This window comes from Bordetella parapertussis, from assembly GCF_020735925.1.
GTDB lineage: Bacteria > Pseudomonadota > Gammaproteobacteria > Burkholderiales > Burkholderiaceae_B > Bordetella > Bordetella pertussis.
This window is the reverse complement of sequence record NZ_CP085971.1, coordinates 4,414,168-4,432,176: the sequence shown is the minus strand read 5'-3', so window position 1 is coordinate 4,432,176 and position 18,009 is coordinate 4,414,168. Positions and strand designations below refer to the sequence as shown.

Below are 18,009 nucleotides of genomic sequence, written 5' to 3'. Positions count from 1 at the left end.
CCGGCGCGTGGAATTCCACCTCTGTGCCTGGCCGGGAAGGTCCGGGCGGCACGGCGGCTGGGCCGGCGAAATACGGGAAAGTCTTGAATTTTAGCGGTTTTTCAAGGAAAGGCCGCCGGGCCGCCTGGCGGCGGCGCGGCCCTGCCCTGTCTCATACCGGCAACATGAACATGGCAGCGGCCACCAGCGTCGGTACCAGCGCCGCGATGAACAGACGCCCGGACGATATGCTGCCGTCCGGGAAGTACTTCCCGAGGATGGCGAAACCGGCCGGATTGGGCGCGTTGGCGATCACCGTCAGGCCGCCGCCGGTGACCGCGCCGGCCACGAGCATGTAGCGCCAGGCCTCGCTGGTTCCTTCGACCAACGAGCCCAGGTAAGTCAGCGCGGCATTGTCGGTGATGGCCGTCAGCGCGGTCGCGCCCCAGAACAGCACCGTGGGTTCCAGCCCGCCCAGCAGATCCTGCAACCACCATTTTTGCAAGCCGCCCAGCACGACCAGGCCGGCCAGGAAGAAACCGACCATCAGGCCTTCCCTGATCATCAGCCGGCTCTGATGCCGCTGGTAGGCGTGCGCGAAACCGATGAACATCATCAGCATGCCCAGGAACACAGCGGGATGATGCGCGGTGAGGACGATCCCCACCAGGAAGGCCAGATGCATCAGCGTCACCGGCGCCGGCACGGGCGGCCGCTTCTCGGCCGCGTCGTCGGACGCATTGACGCCGGCGCCGGTGCCCACCGCGCCCTCCAGCAGGGCCTGGCGGCACAGCATGGTCAGCACGGCGGCGTTCAGGCAGACCGCGACGGCGGCGCGCCAGCCGAAATGGGTCGCCATGTAGGCAGTATCCCAGCCGAAGGTCGCGGCCACCATCAGCACCGGAGGCGCCGCGTAGGAGGTCAGCACGCCGCCGATGGACACGTTGACGAACAGCACGCCCAGCGTCATGTACTTGAAGCCGGCGCGGCCGCTGCAGCGGAAGTAGCCGTCGCGCAGCAGGATGGCGGCCAGCGTCATGGCCGCCGGCTCGGTGATGAACGAGCCGCCCAGCGGCACGATCGACATGACGATGAAGAAGGTGGCCAGCTCGCGCCGTACCGGCACCATGGCAGCCAGCAGCCGCACCAGGCTGCCCACCAGCTCCAGGATGGGCCGGCTGGACGCCACCACCATGATCGCGAAGACGAACAGCGGCTCGGTGAAGTTGCGCGTATCCATGTACTGGACTGCGCGATCGGTGCCGGCCATCAGCGCCATACAGGCGATCAGTACGAACGCCCATACGCCAAAGACGGCCTCGACCTCGGAAAGCAGGTGCCATACGCCGGCATGCGGCCCGTTGCGGTGAGCCAGACGGGCAAAGAAGGGAACGGAAAACGTGTGTAGTACCGCCACGCTGAACAACAGCGTGGCCACGATTTCAATAGCGTGGGGCATGGGGCTCTGTCGAAGGCGCTGCGCGGGGCGCCAGGCCTCGGCATGCTGCACGTGTTAAACAAGTGTCGGAATATAACGCAGCCACGCGCCGCGGCGAACCCGTGAATACACCCGATGCGGCGGCCTTCATGTTTGCCGGCGGGCTTCGCGCAGCAGCTGGGCGCCTTTTTCCGCGATCATGATGGTCGGCGAGTTGGTATTGCCCGAGGTGATGGTCGGCATGATGGATGCGTCGATCACCCGCAGGCCCTGCAGGCCATGCACGCGCAACGCGGCATCCACCACCGCCTGCGCGTCGTCGCCCATTCTGCAGGTTCCCACTGGATGGAAAATGGTCGTGCCGATCTCGCCGGCCAGCCGCTGCAGGTCTTCCTCGCTCTGCCATTGCGCGCCGGGCTTGTACTCTTGCGGCTGGTAGCGCGCCAGCGCGGGCTGAGCCACGATGCGCCGGGTCAGGCGGATGCTGTCGGCGGCGACTTTGCGGTCGGCCTCGGTGGAAAGATAGTTGCAGAGGATCTCGGGATGCTCGCCCGGATCGGGCGAGACGATACGCACGTGGCCCCGGCTGGTCGGACGCAGATTGCACACCGACGCGGTGAAGGCGGGAAAATCATGCAACGGGTCGCCGAACTTCTCCAGCGACAGTGGCTGGACGTGGTACTCGAGATTGGCGCGCGACTGCTCGGGGCCCGAGCGGGCGAACGCACCCAGCTGCGACGGCGCCATGCTGAGCGGGCCGCGCCGCTGCACGGCGTATTGCAGGCCCATCCATGCCTTGCCCCACAGGGTTCCCGCCACCCCGTTCAAGGTGCGAGCGCCCTGCACCCGGTAGATCAGGCGCAGCTGCAGGTGGTCCTGCAGGTTTGCGCCCACGCCGGGCAGGTCATGCAGCACGGGCACCCCGCGCGCCTGCAGCAGCGCCGCCGGCCCCACGCCGGATACCTGCAGCAACTGCGCCGACCCGATGGCGCCGGCGGCCAGTACCACCTCGCCGCGCGCCTGGGCATACTGTTCGCCGCCGCCCTCGGCCAGGAAGCGCACCCCTACCGCGCGGCGGTTCTGGAACACCACGCGCGCCACCCGCGCGCCGGTCAGGACCTTCAGGTTGCCGCGGTCCATGGCCGGCCGCAGAAAACCCTTGGCGGTGTTCCAGCGCACGCCGCTGCGCTGGTTGACCTCGAAATAGTCGCAACCCTCGTTGTCGCCCTGGTTGAAGTCGTCGATCGAGGCGATGCCGGCCTGCGCGGCCGCCGCACGGAACGCGTCGAGCAACTTCCACGACAGGCGCTGCCGCTCGACCCGCCATTCGCCCCCCGCGCCATGAAACGCGCTGGCGCCGCCATGGTGGTCCTCGCTGGCCTTGAACAGCGGCAGCACGTCGTCCCACCCCCAGCCCGGGTTGCCCTGCGCCGCCCAGCCGTCGTAGTCGGCGCGCTGGCCGCGCATGTAGATCATGCCGTTGATGGAGGAGCTGCCGCCCAGCACGCGGCCGCGCGGGTAGCCCAGGCTGTGCCCGTTCAGGCCCGGATCGGCCTGGGTGCGATAGCACCAGTCGGTGCGCGGGTTGCCGATGCAATACAGGTAGCCGACCGGGATGTGGATCCAGTGCCAGGAATCGGCGCCGCCGGCTTCCAGCAACAGCACGCGCACGGATGGATCGGCCGACAGGCGCTTGGCCAGCACGCAGCCGGCCGAGCCGGCGCCCACGATGATGTAGTCGAACTCCATGCCGGTATCGACGGCGGTGGCGCACATGGATTTGTCTCCTTGAGGCCGCATTCGGTGTGCGGCGCTGCGCCGTATTGTGGTCCGGCATGGCACCCTTGCCAAGCGCGCCGCGCCGCAATTCCCAACTACCGGCAAGATGTCGCGGTCCATGCGTCCAGCCCGCCGCGGCGCCCCTCGTCCATGCAATGCGGAGCGCTTCCCTGGCGGGCGACCGAACCGAAAGCGTCCATGCGCGGAAAAAAATGGAACCTTTCGTGATGACAGGAACTCCATTAAATTCAGGTTTCTGTCAGCAACGCGCCAGCGGGTCCGCTGCACGGAGGATTCGGCGGGCGCCCCTACCCGGGAGAATCCCATGCGCACCCTCGTCGCCCCCACGCATGCACCAAAAAGGCGCATGCTGCTTGCCTTGCTTGCCACGCCCGCGCTGGCGTTGGCCCAGCCGGCCTGGACCCAGCAACCGCCACCGGTAAAGCTGGATGTGCCCTATGTGCCCACCCCCGACGACGCGGTGGCGCGGATGCTGGAGATGGCCGATGTGACAGCGCAGGACACGGTCATCGACCTCGGATCGGGTGATGGGCGCATCGCCATCGCCGCGGTGCGCGACCGGGGCGCGCGCAGCGCCATGGGCGTGGACATCGACCCCGAGCGCATCGCCGAAGCGCGCGCCAACGCCAGGAAGGCCGGGCTGGCCGACCGCGTGACGTTCGTGCAGCAGGACTTGTTCGACACCGACATCTCCAAGGCCACGGTGCTGACGATGTACCTGCTGCCGGACGTGAACCTGAAACTGCGCCCGCGCATACTCAATTCGCTGGCGCCGGGAACCCGTGTGGTTTCGCACGCCTTCACAATGGGCGAATGGGACAGCGATCGCTACGAGCTGGTCGATGGCCGCTCCCTGTATCTGTGGGTCGTACCCGCGCACGCGGCGGGAGACTGGCAGGTCGAAGACCCGGCCGGCCCCTTTACCCTCAGCGTGCGGCAGGATTTCCAGAAAGTGACCGCCAGCGCGCAGCGCCAGGGCGAGCGGCTGGGCGTGGCCGAGGCCGCCCTGCGCGGCACCGACCTGCGCTTCACGGTGGACGCCGGGTCCGGGCCGCGCACCTACGTGGGCCGCATACAGGGAGACCGTATGACAGCCGTGCAAGCCCCGGGCAACGAATCCGGCTGGCGCGCCACGCGTCGCGCGCCATGACGCGCGCCGCCGAGAGCGGCATGGCCCAGGCCCGCGGCCTGTCGGTGCTGGACGCGGTAGCCGTGCTGGTGGGCGTGGTCATCGGCATCGGTATCTTCGGCTTCCCGCCGCTGGTTGCCCAGCATGCGCAGTCCGAGAGCGTCTACCTGGCGCTCTGGCTGGGCGGCGCGGCGGTCATGCTGATGGGAGCCCTGTGCTATGCCGAGCTGGGCTCGGCCTATCCCGGCGCCGGCGGCGAATACCTCTACCTGCGCCACGCGTGGGGGCCGCGCGTAGCCTTGCTGTTCGCGTGGGCGCGCTGCACGGTCATCCAGACCGGCGCGATCGCCGTGGTGGCGTTCATCTATGGCGAATACGCCCAGGAGCTGGCGCCGCTGGGCACGCACGGCGTGGCCCTGCACGCCGCCATCGCCGTCATTGCCCTGACGCTGCTCAATATCATGGGCACCCAGCCCAGCAAGCGCATACAGCTCGTCTTCACCGTCCTGACGCTGGCAGCGCTGGCGGCAGTGGTGGCCACCGGCCTGTCCGCGCCCCCCGCCCCGCCGGCGCCGGTCGAGCCGCTGGCCGGCAGCACGCTGGGCCTGCTGGGCATGGGGCTGGTGTTCGTGCTGCTGACCTATGGCGGCTGGAACGAAGCCGCCTACCTCAGCGGCGAACTGCGCGAGGCCCGGCGCAACATGGCCAAGGTGCTGCTGATCGGCACCGCCGTGGTCGCCGGCGCCTATCTGCTGACCAATCTGGCGCTGCTGCAGATCTTCGGCCTGCAAGGCCTGCGCGAGACGCGGGCGGTGGCCGCCACGCTGATGGCGCTGGCCGCGGGTCCGTATGCGGCGATCGTGCTGAGCCTGCTGGTCTGCGTCACGGCGCTGTCGACCATCAACGGCACCATCCTGACGGGCGCGCGCGTCTATAGCGCGCTGGGGCAGGACGTACCGCGCCTGCGGCCGCTGGCCGGCTGGAGCATGCGCGGCCAGACCCCGACCTCGGCGCTGCTGGCGCAAGGCGCCATCACGCTGGTGCTGCTGGGCTATGGCGCCTACGCGCACGATGGCGTGCAGACGCTGGTGGCCTACACGGCGCCGGTGTTCTGGCTGTTCATGCTGCTGGTGGCCGCCTCGGTCTGGCGGCTGCGCCGCCTCGACCCGCACCGGCCGCGGCCATTTCGCGTGCCGCTCTACCCGCTGCCGCCGCTGCTGCTGGGCCTGACCTGTGCCGGACTGGTCTGGTCCAGCGCCCGTTATGCGGGCGTCGGCGCCCTGCTGGGCCTGGCCGTGCTGGCGGCGGGCTTGCCCGCGCTGCGGCTGCTGCGCGCGGCGCCGCGGTCCGCGTGACGAACGCTATGCCTGCTCGGCCTGCTGCTGCTTCATCTGCATCAGCAGGCTGTGCAGCATCTCGGTGGACAGGCCATGCAGCACCAGCCGGTAGCCCGCGCGCAACGTCGACATCGGCACCAGCGGGTGCTTGTTGTTGACCAGTATCAGGTGCTGCGGCGCGCCCAGCAGCTGCGCGGCATAAATGCCGATCGTCTCGTCGAGCTGCAGCGAATTCGCGGCGCGCCAGAAATCGTTGTCGGTCAGCATGAGCTGATACAACGGCGTGAACAGCTCGATGGCGCTTTGCAGGTCCAGGAAATTGCGTCGCCGTTGCGGCATGTCCTCCAGCCGCAGGCCTGGGTCGCGGATCATCGAATAATCGACCTGCTCGGGCGCGTGCATGGTCTGGCCGGCATCGCGCAGCGCCTGGTTCAGGCGGATCACGAAATTGAACAGATTGAGGTCATGCTTGACGAACAGTTCGTCGCGCAGGTCGGCGATGCGGGCTGGCTCCAGCGGCGTGGTCTCGACCTGCACCGGCGCATTGCGCGCGATGAACGCCAGGATTTGCGCCCCCAGGTGGAAATGCCGCAGGATGAGCCAGTTGGCCTGCGGCGAGACGAAGTGCTCCAGCCCCCACGCCAGGATGCGATGCAACAGGCGCGAATGCGACCAGCGGCGCGGCAGGAAGGTCTTGACCACCTGGATCAGGATGATGAAGGCGCGCGCCAGCGGCCGCAGGAAGGGCAGCAGGTACTGGCGCGAAGCGCTGCTGGAGTCGGCCAGCCAGGCCTGCTTGACCGGATCGGGCAGCAGCGTGCTGCGATCCAGGTACAGCGCGCGCCAGGGGTCGGGGTCGGCCGGATCGTGCGGCTGGCTCAGGCAATCGGGTTCGGGGCGGCTCATGCGGTGCGCTCCTCCATGACATGCTGGAATTGCATCAGGTATAGCGCGGCGGTGCGGCGCGCGGTGTCGACGATCTGCTGGCGGGCGCGGCCGCTGTCGTCGCAATCGAGCGCCAGCTCCACGGCCAGCAGCCAGCGCGCCAGGTGATTCTCGTCGTTGTGGCCGTGGTACTCGAGAAAGCGAAACGCATCGGGCGGCAATGCCAGGGCAGCCTTCAGCAACGGCAGCAGCGCCGGCACGATGCGCTGCCCGGTGCCTTCTATGACGTAGATGGCGCCCAGCAGGCCGATGGGGTCGCGCGTGGCGGCCAGCGCATGCAGATAGGCATTGAGCGCCTCGCCGCCGGAATTGCGGCGCAGGGCGTCGATGTCCTCGACGGCGCCGCCGGCGTTGCGGTAGTCCTGGAACAGGATCTTGAAATCGTCCTGTTCTTCGCCGGCGTGCGTGCCGATCAGCGCGGCCAGCGGCTGGTAGGTCTCCGAGAGCGAGGCGGCCGCTTCGCGCATCCACTTGCTGCCCTCGCGCACCTGCGGCACCCAGTTTTCCATCCAGTTCAGGTAATCGGACGCCGCGAAGCGCCCCTGGCGCAGGTGCCGGATCACCGGCGTGCGCCACACGCGCGAACGATAGTCGTGCCAGATGGCGGCCAGCTCGCCCAGCAGCGGCTCCAGCCCCTGCGGCGCATGGGCCGGGTCGTGCGGCGGCGCGATGAAATCGGCCTCGCCGGCCGGCGCGGCGGCCGGCACGGCGCGCGCGCGCGCCGGCTGCGCGGTCTCGTCGGGCCCTTCGGCCTGCAGCAGCATGTAGGCGGCCATGAAGCGGCCCGATTCGGGGATATAGCAGAAGATCTGTTCGCCAGGCTGCACGGTACGCGTCTGCAGGAACTCCGCCAGCATGATGAGAATGGAAGCCGCGCCGGTGTTGCCGCGCCACGCCAGGTTGCTGAACCAGCGCTCGCGCGCGATGGCCAGGCCGGCCTTGTCCATCAGGCCCTCGACCACCGGGATGAACTTCTCGGACGAGTAATGGCACAGGAAATGGCTGACCTGGCGCGGATCGACCCAGCCGTCATGCACCAGCTTGGCGTATTCGTGGATGCCGATATCGAACAGGTGCGGCAGCAGGCGGATATCCTGGCGCAGCAGCAGCGCGCCGGCCGCCTCGGCCTCGGACCACGAGCCATAGTCCAGATGCGCCTGCCCGCCGGCGGACTGTCCCAGTTGCATGCACACCGGATAGTCGCCCGAGAACGAGCGCTGGTGTATCCATTTGAGGCGCAGCCGCACGCCGTTGGCGGCGCCGGCCAACGGCTGGGACGCATCGCCCAGCAGCATGGCGCCCGCGCCATCGGACAGCATCCAGCGCAGGAAATGCGCGTCGAAGTCGGCGTCGTAGCCCGGCGCCGCGAAGCGCGAACGCTTGAACAGGCGCGAAGGCAGCTCGCTGGCCACCGCCAGCGCGCGCCGGTGCGCGCCCAGCTCGATACCCTGCGCAGCCGCCTGGATGGCGCCCACGCCGGCCGCGCAGATGCCGTGCACGGACAGGGTCTCGAGCGGCGCGGCGGACAGTTCGCCCTGGATCATGTTGGCGAATCCGGGCATGAGCGTATCGCCGCCCGACGAGCCGCTGGCCAGCAGCGAGACCTGCGACAGGTCGGCGTCGCCGCGCGCCAGGCAGGCCTGGATGGCCTGCGCGGCCAGCTGCGCATTGCTCCAGCGCGTGCGGCCCTCCGGGTCGATCGCGTAGTAGCGCTGCCTGATGCCGTTCTCGGCCAGGATGCGGTTCTTGATGCGGCCGGAAATACGGTTCAGCGGCGCGATGTACTGGTCCATCGCATCGTTATCGACCGGCTCGCCGGGCAGGAAATAACCGGCGCTGTGCAGATAGACGCGATCAAAGGCAACGGGCATGACGGATTCTGGTGTGTGGCAAAGGAAATGGGCGGCTAGGGCCGCATCAGCGTATGCGTGCGGCAGCGCCGCGAGAACAGTCCGAGCACGAACACGCGCGCCATGTACCGCGCCAGCCCGCGCTCGTTCAGGTGGGATGGCACGCGGTCACGGTAATGCTGCCAGTGCAGCGCGCGCAACTCGGACCAATGCGCGCGCGGGTTTTCATGGTGGGCCGTGTGCAGGCCAATGTTGAACAGCAACGGGTTGACCCAGCCCTCGAAATTGCGTGCGTAGCTCAGCGCCGCGTGACGCCCCGGCCCCCCGTCGGCGTGGGCGTGCTGCAGGTAGTTGGTGGCCAGCAGCCAATGCAGGCCATGCAGCTGCGGCACGATCACCAGCCAGAAGGCCTTGCCCGGGTCGAGCGCCAGCAGTCCGCCCCACAGCCCCAGCCATGCCGCATATTGGCGCAAGCAATAGCGCCACACGCCCGGCCGGCGGGATCGCAGCCGGCGCAGCGAGGCAAGAAACAGCGGATACAGCACGACGACGGCCTGCAAGGGGTGCAGCAGGTAGCCGGCCAGATGATTGGTGTCGCCGCCGAAACGATAGGTGCGCGCGACATCCCGCGGACCGTGCTTGTAACGGTGGTGGTTGGCATTGTGCGCGGCATGAAAGACAAAGGTCGGATGGCCCTGCAGCAGGGTCAGCCAGAAGTCCGTCAGGCGGTTGAGCCAGCGCGGGCGCCACATGCGCCGGTGCGCATGGTTGTGGTGGATGACGCCCACCCCCAGGGTCAGGAACAGCATCGGCGCGTACAGCGCCCAATGCCAGCCGTGCACCCATTGCCAGGCGGCCAGCGCCGGCAGCGCGGCCAGATACAGAATGCTCTGCCAGTCGCGCCGGTGGCGCAGCCATTCAGCGGGCCGAACCAACCGCGCCCCGCTTGCGATAAGCGGCCAGTTGGCCCTGCGCGGCGTCGGCGCCCAGGCGCGTGCCGAACAGTCTGTCCATGAAGGTGAACTGGAAACCGAAGTTGCCCTGGTAGCAGGCATGGTGCAGGTGATGCCTGCGGCTGGCCGCGAACCAGTGCGCGTACGAAACACCGGGGAAGAAATCGTAGTTGGCGTGGCCCACGCAATTGAAGAACAGGCTGAACAGCGGCACCGACAGCAGCGACCAGAAGCTGAAATCATGTACCACCATGGGCAGCAGGATGACGTTGCCCAGCATCAGCGCTTCGATCGGATGGAAGCTGTAGGTCGAGAACGGCGTGGTCACCACCGAGCGGTGGTGCGGCAGGTGAAAGCGCCTCAGCAACCGGGTATGCAGCAGGCGGTGGTTGATCCAGAAATGCACGTCGTTCCAGATCACCAGCACGAGGATTTCGGCGACGATGCGCCATGGGCCGGCGTCGTCGTCGAGCCGCGCCCAGCCCAGTTGCACCAGGCCCCACGGAAACACCATGCCAAGGCCGAAAATCAGGACGGACAGGCCGGACTGGAGGAATTCGCGCCGCCACTGCCCGGGACCCAGCGGCCGCGGATCGAGCGGCCGGCCCACGCCCAGGGCGGGCAGCACGCGTCGGGTCAGCAGCCATGTGGCCGCGCCGAACAACAGGTAGATGCCACCGAAGAAAACCAGGCCATACCCCATGACCTGCCAGACGGATAAGGCCGCGAATGCTTGCCCCATGGCGATGCTTGTTATTGTGGGAATGCCGGATCATAAGCAATTGCCGGGCGGGGCAGCGGAAAAAATATTGCAAAACGATTCAAAGCATTCTGAATCTATTCCTGCGCGGACAGGCAGGCCCGGGCCGGTGCATCGGCCCGGGCCTGCGTCATCCAGAGGCGCGCCGTCACAAGGTGGAGATCACCTTGATGTAAAGACGCGCCACGCCGCCAAACCGCGTATCCGTGAATTCGATCCAGAACTTGTAGTCGTTCGAACGCTCTACTTCGGTAAGTTCCTTACGCAGCTTGGCCTTGGCCGAGTCCGGCACGTAGAAATGCAAGGCCCGCGCATCGCCGCCCACCCCGGGCGCGTTGCCCCACTTCAGTGTGATGGCCTCGCGCACCAGCCGGCCGGCACGGTCCTCGGTCTTGTAGGGCTTGAGCGCAACGCGCAGCTCGGCCGTGGGAATCTGCTGGTTCGTGATGCGCAGCAGCGGCTCATTGTCCGTACCGCCTCGCGTGGTCAACGGCACGAAGTACCTCGACTGGCTGAAGTCCTTCGCCGACAATTGGCGCGGCTGCCAGGCGTCGGTGTAGGCGTAGGTCTTCAGCGGCGACCGGTTTGCGCTCGCGTCGGTGGCCTGTGCGGTCACGGCGCCGCTGCCCACGTCGCCCGCCGACGTCGCGCGATAGCCGCCCTTGGAATCCGCGGTGACCGTATCCGAAGCGCCGCCCGGGAACACGACATGGACCCGCGCGCCGGCCTCGGTAACCCCCGACACCGTAATGCGGCCATTGCCGGGGTCGGTAGTCACCATGGCGATCGTCAACGACGGCGGCACCGTGTCGGCAACCGTATTGCTGAACTGCCGGCTCACGGACGGGCTGGCGTTGCCCGCGGCGTCGGTCGCGATGACGGAAATATTGCCGCGTGCCGTCACATCGCGCGCCGAATGCACCGTATACGCCCCCGAACGGTCCGCGGTGGCCCGCGCCACCTGCCCGTCGGGGAAGGTAACGCTGACCGTGGCGCCAGGCTCGGTCGCGCCCGACACCGTCGCCACGCCGGTCCCCGCCTGCTCGGTCACCGCGCGTATCGTCACGGCCGGCGCCGTCTTGTCGACCTGGTCGGTGAACTCGGCGCTGGCGGCGGCGCGATTGCCCGCGGCATCGCTGGCCGACACGGCAATCCTTCCGGATCGCGCCACATCGGCCGGAGACGCCAGTTGATAACGGCCCTGCCCATCGGCGCGCGCCTGCGCCGTCTGGCCATCCGGGAAGGTCGCGCTGACCATCAGATTGGGCTCGGTCTTGCCCGACACGTTCACAACGCCCGTCCGGGCTTGCTCCACCGCCGCCTCGATCGTCAGCGGCGGAGCGGTCCGGTCGACCGCGTCCTGATAGGGCACGTCCCGGGGCGCACTCGCGTTGCCATGCGCATCGGTCGCGATCACCCGCACCGTGCCGCTTCGCAGCACATCGCCCGGCGACACCGCGCGGTACCGGCCCGCCGAATCGGCGGTCACGGTCTGCAGCGACTCGCCGGGGATCGCCACCTGCACGCGCGCGCCCGGCTCGGTGACGCCGGTGACGGTCACCCGCCCGGAGTCCGAGGCCACGCTCAAGACCGGCGTATCGAGAACCGGCGGCGTCCGATCGACCGTGTCCGCGTAGGCGGCGCGCACCGGCGCCGCCGCATTGCCCGCCGCGTCGGTCGCGACAACCGTCACGTTGCCGCCGATCATGTCGGCGCGCGAGGTCGCCGTGTAGGTGCCGTCGGCCTTGGCGGTAACGGTGACCGTCTCGCCATCGGGAAACGTCACCCGCACCGACGCGCCAGGCTCGGTGCGGCCGCTGACCGTCAAGCGCCCACTGTCGGCCGCCTCGCTCAACGCAAGCGTGGGCGCGGCCGGCGCGGTCCTGTCCACGGCATCGGCAAACACCGTCCGCGCCGGCGCGCTCTGGTTGCCCGACGCGTCGGCCGCAACCACCGTGATCTCGCCCGCCACCATATCGGCGGCGGACGTCACGCTATAGGCGCCGTCCGAGCCCGCCGTCACCGTCTGCGCTTCGCCATTCGGAAAGACCACCCGCACCGCAGCGCCCGGCTCGGCCTGCCCGGTGACGGTCGCGCGGCCGCTGGCCGCGTCCTCGCGCACCGTCAGCGACGGCGACGCCGGCGCCGTCTTGTCGACCTGATCCTGGTACCGCAAATGCGCCGGCGCACTCGCGTTGCCGTGCGCATCGGTCGCCGTCACCCGCACCGTGCCGCTTTGCAGCACGTCGCCCGCCGACACGACGCTGTACCGACCCGCCGCGTCGGCGGTCACGATGCGCGGCGCCTCGCCGGGAATTTCCACCTGTACTCGGGCGCCCGGTTCGGTCATGCCGGTCACGCTTACCCGCCCCGTATCGGCGGCGGTGCTCACACTGGGCGTTCCCAGCGTGGGCGCGGTCCGGTCCACGCTGTCGATGTAGCGCTGGCGGGTCGGCGCGCCGGTGTTGCCCGCCCGGTCGGCGGCCACCGCCGTGATCGCGCCGTCCGGCATATCTGCGGCGGATGTCGCGCTGTAAGCGCCGGACGTGTCGGCGACCACGGTAACGCGTGTCTGGTCCGGCCACGTGATTTCGACGATCGCGCCCGGTTCGGCCTTGCCCGACGCGGTCACCCGCCCCGTGGCCGTGTCGGTGGCCAGCTGTAGCGTGGGTGCGCGCGGCGCCGTCTTGTCGACCTGGTCGGTGAACTCGGCGCTGGCGGCGGCGCGATTGCCCGCGGCATCGCTGGCCGACACGGCAATCCTTCCGGATCGCGCCACGTCGGCCGGAGACGCCAGCTGATAACGGCCCTGCCCATCGGCGCGCGCCTGCGCCGTCTGGCCATCCGGGAAGGTCACGCTGACCATCAGATTGGGCTCGGTCTTGCCCGACACGTTCACAACGCCCGTCCGGGCCTGCTCCACCGCCGCGTCGATCGTCAGCGGCGGAGCGGTCCGGTCGACCGCGTCCTGATAGGGCACGTCCCGGGGCGCACTCGCGTTGCCATGCGCATCGGTCGCGATCACCCGCACCGTGCCGCTTCGCAGCACATCGCCCGGCGACACCACGCGGTACCGGCCCGCCGAATCGGCGGTCACGGTCTGCAGCGACTCGCCGGGGATCGCCACCTGCACGCGCGCGCCCGGCTCGGTGACGCCGGTGACGGTCACCCGCCCGGAGTCCGAGGCCACGTTCAAGACCGGCGTATCGAGAACCGGCGGCGTCCGATCGACCGTGTCCGCGTAGGCGGCGCGCACCGGCGCCGCCGCATTGCCCGCCGTGTCGGTCGCGACAACCGTCACGTTGCCGCCGATCATGTCGGCGCGCGAGGTCACCGTGTAGGTGCCGTCGGCCTTGGCGGTAACGGTGACCGTCTCGCCATCGGGAAACGTCACCCGCACCGACGCGCCAGGCTCGGTGCGGCCGCTGACCGTCAAGCGCCCACTGTCGGCCGCCTCGCTCAACGCAAGCGTGGGCGCGGCCGGCGCGGTCCTGTCCACGGCATCGGCAAACACCGTCCGCGCCGGCGCGCTCTGGTTGCCCGACGCGTCGGCCGCAACCACCGTGATCTCGCCCGCCACCATATCGGCGGCGGACGTCACGCTATAGGCGCCGTCCGAGCCCGCCGTCACCGTCTGCGCTTCGCCATTCGGAAAGACCACCCGCACCGCAGCGCCCGGCTCGGCCTGCCCGGTGACGGTCGCGCGGCCGCTGGCCGCGTCCTCGCGCACCGTCAGCGACGGCGACGCCGGCGCCGTCTTGTCGACCTGATCCTGGTACCGCAAATGCGCCGGCGCACTCGCGTTGCCGTGCGCATCGGTCGCCGTCACCCGCACCGTGCCGCTTTGCAGCACGTCGCCCGCCGACACGACGCTGTACCGACCCGCCGCGTCGGCGGTCACGATGCGCGGCGCCTCGCCGGGAATTTCCACCTGTACTCGGGCGCCCGGTTCGGTCATGCCGGTCACGCTTACCCGCCCCGTATCGGCGGCGGTGCTCACACTGGGCGTTCCCAGCGTGGGCGCGGTCCGGTCCACGCTGTCGATGTAGCGCTGGCGGGTCGGCGCGCCGGTGTTGCCCGCCCGGTCGGCGGCCACCGCCGTGATCGCGCCGTCCGGCATATCTGCGGCGGATGTCGCGCTGTAAGCGCCGGACGTGTCGGCGACCACGGTAACGCGTGTCTGGTCCGGCCACGTGATTTCGACGATCGCGCCCGGTTCGGCCTTGCCCGACGCGGTCACCCGCCCCGTGGCCGTGTCGGTGGCCAGCTGTAGCGTGGGTGCGCGCGGCGCCGTCTTGTCGACCTGGTCGGTGAACTCGGCGCTGGCGGCGGCGCGATTGCCCGCGGCATCGCTGGCCGACACGGCAATCCTTCCGGATCGCGCCACATCGGCCGGAGACGCCAGTTGATAACGGCCCTGCCCATCGGCGCGCGCCTGCGCCGTCTGGCCATCCGGGAAGGTCGCGCTGACCATCAGATTGGGCTCGGTCTTGCCCGACACGTTCACAACGCCCGTCCGGGCTTGCTCCACCGCCGCCTCGATCGTCAGCGGCGGAGCGGTCCGGTCGACCGCGTCCTGATAGGGCACGTCCCGGGGCGCACTCGCGTTGCCATGCGCATCGGTCGCGATCACCCGCACCGTGCCGCTTCGCAGCACATCGCCCGGCGACACCGCGCGGTACCGGCCCGCCGAATCGGCGGTCACGGTCTGCAGCGACTCGCCGGGGATCGCCACCTGCACGCGCGCGCCCGGCTCGGTGACGCCGGTGACGGTCACCCGCCCGGAGTCCGAGGCCACGCTCAAGACCGGCGTATCGAGAACCGGCGGCGTCCGATCGACCGTGTCCGCGTAGGCGGCGCGCACCGGCGCCGCCGCATTGCCCGCCGCGTCGGTCGCGACAACCGTCACGTTGCCGCCGATCATGTCGGCGCGCGAGGTCGCCGTGTAGGTGCCGTCGGCCTTGGCGGTAACGGTGACCGTCTCGCCATCGGGAAACGTCACCCGCACCGACGCGCCAGGCTCGGTGCGGCCGCTGACCGTCAAGCGCCCACTGTCGGCCGCCTCGCTCAACGCAAGCGTGGGCGCGGCCGGCGCGGTCCTGTCCACGGCATCGGCAAACACCGTCCGCGCCGGCGCGCTCTGGTTGCCCGACGCGTCGGCCGCAACCACCGTGATCTCGCCCGCCACCATATCGGCGGCGGACGTCACGCTATAGGCGCCGTCCGAGCCCGCCGTCACCGTCTGCGCTTCGCCATTCGGAAAGACCACCCGCACCGCAGCGCCCGGCTCGGCCTGCCCGGTGACGGTCGCGCGGCCGCTGGCCGCATCCTCGCGCACCGTCAGCGACGGCGACGCCGGCGCCGTCTTGTCCAGCGTATCGGTGTACATCACCTGCTGCGCAGGCGTCCGGTTGCCGTCCGCATCGCCCGCGCTCACCACGATCGGCCCGGACACCATGTCGGTATCGGACGTGGCGGCATAGCCGCCATCATTCTGCGCCCGCACCGTCTTGCTGCTGCCATCGGGGAATTGCACCGTCACCAGCGCGCCGGCTTCGGTCCGGCCCATCACGGTGACCCGCCCGGTCTGCGCATCGGTGGCGTGACGCACCGTCGGCGTCATCGGCGCGGTTCGGTCGACGGGATCGGCATAGTGCGCCCGGACCGGCGCGGCGCGATTGCCGGCCTGATCGGCCACCACCACCACGACATCGCCCTGCGCCGCGTCGCCGGCGGACGTAACGCGAAAGCCGCCATCCGCATCGAGCCGGACGGTCTGCGTCGTGCCGTCGGGCCAGGTGACCGTCACGCTGCCGCCCGGCTCGGCCTGGCCGCTGACGGTCAAGCGTCCCGTCGCGACATCGGTATCGAGCGCGATCTGGACCGGCTCCGGCGCCGTCCTGTCGACCGTGTCCTGATAGGCCTGCTGCGCCTGAGTACTGTTGCCGGCCGCGTCGGCGGCCTGCACCACGATCACGCCGGCCGGCAAGTCGCCATCCGAGCGCACGCGGTAAGCGCCGTTGGCGTCGGCGCGCACCGTTTTGCGGCCGCCGCCGGGAAACCGGATCGTGACCTGCGCGTCCGGTTCGCTGCGACCCGTGACCGTGACGCGTCCGGTAGCCTCATCCGTGGCCACCCCTGCAATGCTCAGGACCGGGGCGGTCTTGTCGACCGTATCGGTATAGGCATAGGTAACCTCCTGGCTGGTATCGCCGTAACGGTCGGTGGCACGCGCCCGTATCAGTCCGCTCGTCATATCGCCGGCCGAGCTTGCCTCGAAGCCGCCCGCCGCATTGGCGCGCACGCTCGTCGCCGTCCCGTCGGGCAGCCAGAGCTGCACGTCGGCCAAGGGCTCGGTGACGCCGTACACGGTAATGCGCCCGGTGGCCGGGTCGGTGCGAACCTCGGCAATGCGCAGCGCCAGGACGATTTTCTTGCGCCGCGTATCGAGCACGATGCGGTTCTCGCGCCGGACGAAATCCTGCAGGCGTGCGCCCCTGTCGAATGGCGGGGCCGTGTCCTGCGCGCCGCGGCGCAATTGCCGCGACAAGGGCTCGCCCAGATTCAGCCGCACGCCCAGCTGGACGCTAGTCTGTCGTTCGCCCGATTGCAGGCGCGCCTGCTCGACACCTACACCGATCAAGGGCACCGGCCGATACTCGATGCCGTACTTGAAGCCGCTGGGATTGCGGCGATAGCGGCCGTCGTCGAAGTAATCCACCTGCGCTCCCCGCCAGCGGAAATACTGGGCGTTGAGAGCCAACCCCTGCACCGCTTCGGGACGCGCCGTAAAGCCGACATCCCAGCCCGCCGCGGGACGTTCCTCGCGCCGTTCGGCGCGCTTGGCGGCCTTCCAGCCAGACAGCGGCGCATAGACGTTGCCATAAAGGGTGAACTGCGCCGCGACGGCTTCGGCGCCCAGCGAGCCGCGCAGATGCCGCTTGCCCACTTCGTAATCGAGAAAGGCGTTGCCGCCGAGGATCAACGACGACCCAGCGGCGCTGCGCGCGACCACGCCCGCGTTGACGGTTGGACGATGATTCTGGTTATGCCCTCCCAGTTGCAGCAGCAGCGCGCGGTCCTGGTCGAGATGCAAGGCATCGATGGTGCGCACGTCCACGGCGACATCGCGCCCAGAAAAATCGTAGCTTACGTTGCCCTCCAAGCGCCGCAGCCATGGCAATCCGGTTTCATTGGCCCACTGCACCCCTTGCTGGACCAGCACATTGGCCTGCGCCTGCGCCTGGCTGCGCAGGAACTGGCCGTCCAGGCTTGCGCGCCCATCCTGGCGCGCGCCCCCGGCCTCGCGCGCTTGCGCCAGCGCCTGAATCGTCTGGGCCACCCGCGTTTCGACCGCCCCGGGCTGCGCAACAGCGTTGGAAGCCGCGTCGGCGACCTGGGTGGCGGAGAACGTCGGCGCGCCTTGTCCATATGCCACCGGTGCGGCCGCCTGCATTGCCAGCACGGCGCTCATGCCCGCCGCTCCGGCGCGATGGCGCCTGTACCAGTGGCGGCGCCCCCTTGCCGGAAGATGCGCCCGCGTCAGTTTTGGGATCAAGTTCATGTCCATACGCCGTTCTCGCGTCGAGGCATGCCAAGCGCAGGCGCAAAACGTCCCTGCCGGTGCGCAAGCGCTACCGGGTGCGTGGCAATATCAGAAGGAATTCAACGGTCGGGGGCTGCACGCTGAGCGGCGTGCTTGCGGCGTGCGAAAACGGTACCGCGCCTAACCGAACCGAATCTCGGTGCAAGAATCTTCCTACGTGCGGCGAAACGTGAGTAGCAGGACGTGCGTATTGTCGTGTAGGAAATTTCCCT

The 18,009-nt window shown here is 69.3% G+C and carries 9 protein-coding genes; 2 read left to right on the top strand and 7 right to left on the bottom strand.

The genetic code is table 11. From position 1 onward, the window contains the following. Nucleotides 1–151: 151 nt before the first annotated feature. Both LK409_RS20955 and LK409_RS20950 read right to left on the bottom strand, forming a co-directional pair. Entirely contained in the window at nt 152–1,438 is a 1,287-nt protein-coding gene (locus LK409_RS20955) for a putative Na+/H+ antiporter (protein ID WP_003807020.1), read from the bottom strand. Nucleotides 1,439–1,564: 126 nt separating this feature from the next. After that, nucleotides 1,565–3,193, bottom strand: a complete 1,629-nt coding sequence (locus LK409_RS20950; RefSeq protein WP_010927298.1) for a GMC family oxidoreductase — start codon at nt 3,191–3,193, stop codon at nt 1,565–1,567. A 328-nt stretch (nt 3,194–3,521) separates the two neighbouring features. Here LK409_RS20950 and LK409_RS20945 point away from each other — a divergent pair, with 328 nt between their 5' ends. Beyond that, nucleotides 3,522–4,367, top strand: coding sequence for a methyltransferase domain-containing protein (locus tag LK409_RS20945; protein WP_003807015.1), 846 nt, complete (start codon nt 3,522–3,524; stop codon nt 4,365–4,367). Further along, nucleotides 4,364–5,701, top strand: coding sequence for an APC family permease (locus LK409_RS20940; protein WP_010927297.1), 1,338 nt, complete (start codon nt 4,364–4,366; stop codon nt 5,699–5,701). The genes LK409_RS20945 and LK409_RS20940 overlap by 4 nt, the downstream gene beginning before the upstream one ends. Before the next feature lie 6 nt (nt 5,702–5,707). On the opposite strand, the gene LK409_RS20935 is transcribed toward LK409_RS20940, so the two are convergent. From LK409_RS20935 to LK409_RS20915, 5 genes are all read right to left on the bottom strand, one after another. Further along, on the bottom strand, nt 5,708–6,589 hold the full coding sequence (locus LK409_RS20935; RefSeq protein WP_010927296.1) for a DUF6999 family protein: 882 nt from the start codon (nt 6,587–6,589) through the stop codon (nt 5,708–5,710). Further along, nucleotides 6,586–8,499: a beta-ketoacyl-ACP synthase III gene (locus LK409_RS20930; RefSeq protein ID WP_010927295.1), complete on the bottom strand. Its 1,914-nt coding sequence runs from the start codon at nt 8,497–8,499 to the stop codon at nt 6,586–6,588. Before LK409_RS20930 ends, LK409_RS20935 begins: the two co-directional genes overlap by 4 nt. A gap of 35 nt (nt 8,500–8,534) precedes the next feature. Beyond that, nucleotides 8,535–9,413: a fatty acid desaturase gene (locus tag LK409_RS20925; RefSeq protein ID WP_010927294.1), complete on the bottom strand. Its 879-nt coding sequence runs from the start codon at nt 9,411–9,413 to the stop codon at nt 8,535–8,537. Further along, nucleotides 9,397–10,173, bottom strand: a complete 777-nt coding sequence (locus LK409_RS20920; protein WP_003807002.1) for a sterol desaturase family protein — start codon at nt 10,171–10,173, stop codon at nt 9,397–9,399. The genes LK409_RS20925 and LK409_RS20920 overlap by 17 nt, the downstream gene beginning before the upstream one ends. A gap of 166 nt (nt 10,174–10,339) precedes the next feature. Beyond that, a complete protein-coding gene (locus tag LK409_RS20915) occupies nt 10,340–17,761 on the bottom strand; it encodes an Ig-like domain-containing protein (protein WP_102967412.1) in 7,422 nt (2,473 codons plus the stop codon). Nucleotides 17,762–18,009: the final 248 nt, after the last annotated feature.

What these genes read in the sequence shown, in the direction of transcription:
- LK409_RS20935 (WP_010927296.1), bottom strand. Translation starts at nt 6,589, where the DNA reads ATGAGCCGCCCCGAACCCGATTGCCTGAGCCAGCCGCACGATCCGGCC.
- LK409_RS20950 (WP_010927298.1), bottom strand. Translation starts at nt 3,193, where the DNA reads ATGTGCGCCACCGCCGTCGATACCGGCATGGAGTTCGACTACATCATC.
- LK409_RS20930 (WP_010927295.1), bottom strand. Translation starts at nt 8,499, where the DNA reads ATGCCCGTTGCCTTTGATCGCGTCTATCTGCACAGCGCCGGTTATTTC.
- LK409_RS20955 (WP_003807020.1), bottom strand. Translation starts at nt 1,438, where the DNA reads ATGCCCCACGCTATTGAAATCGTGGCCACGCTGTTGTTCAGCGTGGCG.
- LK409_RS20915 (WP_102967412.1), bottom strand. Translation starts at nt 17,761, where the DNA reads ATGGACATGAACTTGATCCCAAAACTGACGCGGGCGCATCTTCCGGCA.
- LK409_RS20920 (WP_003807002.1), bottom strand. Translation starts at nt 10,173, where the DNA reads ATGGGGCAAGCATTCGCGGCCTTATCCGTCTGGCAGGTCATGGGGTAT.
- LK409_RS20945 (WP_003807015.1), top strand. Translation starts at nt 3,522, where the DNA reads ATGCGCACCCTCGTCGCCCCCACGCATGCACCAAAAAGGCGCATGCTG.
- LK409_RS20940 (WP_010927297.1), top strand. Translation starts at nt 4,364, where the DNA reads ATGACGCGCGCCGCCGAGAGCGGCATGGCCCAGGCCCGCGGCCTGTCG.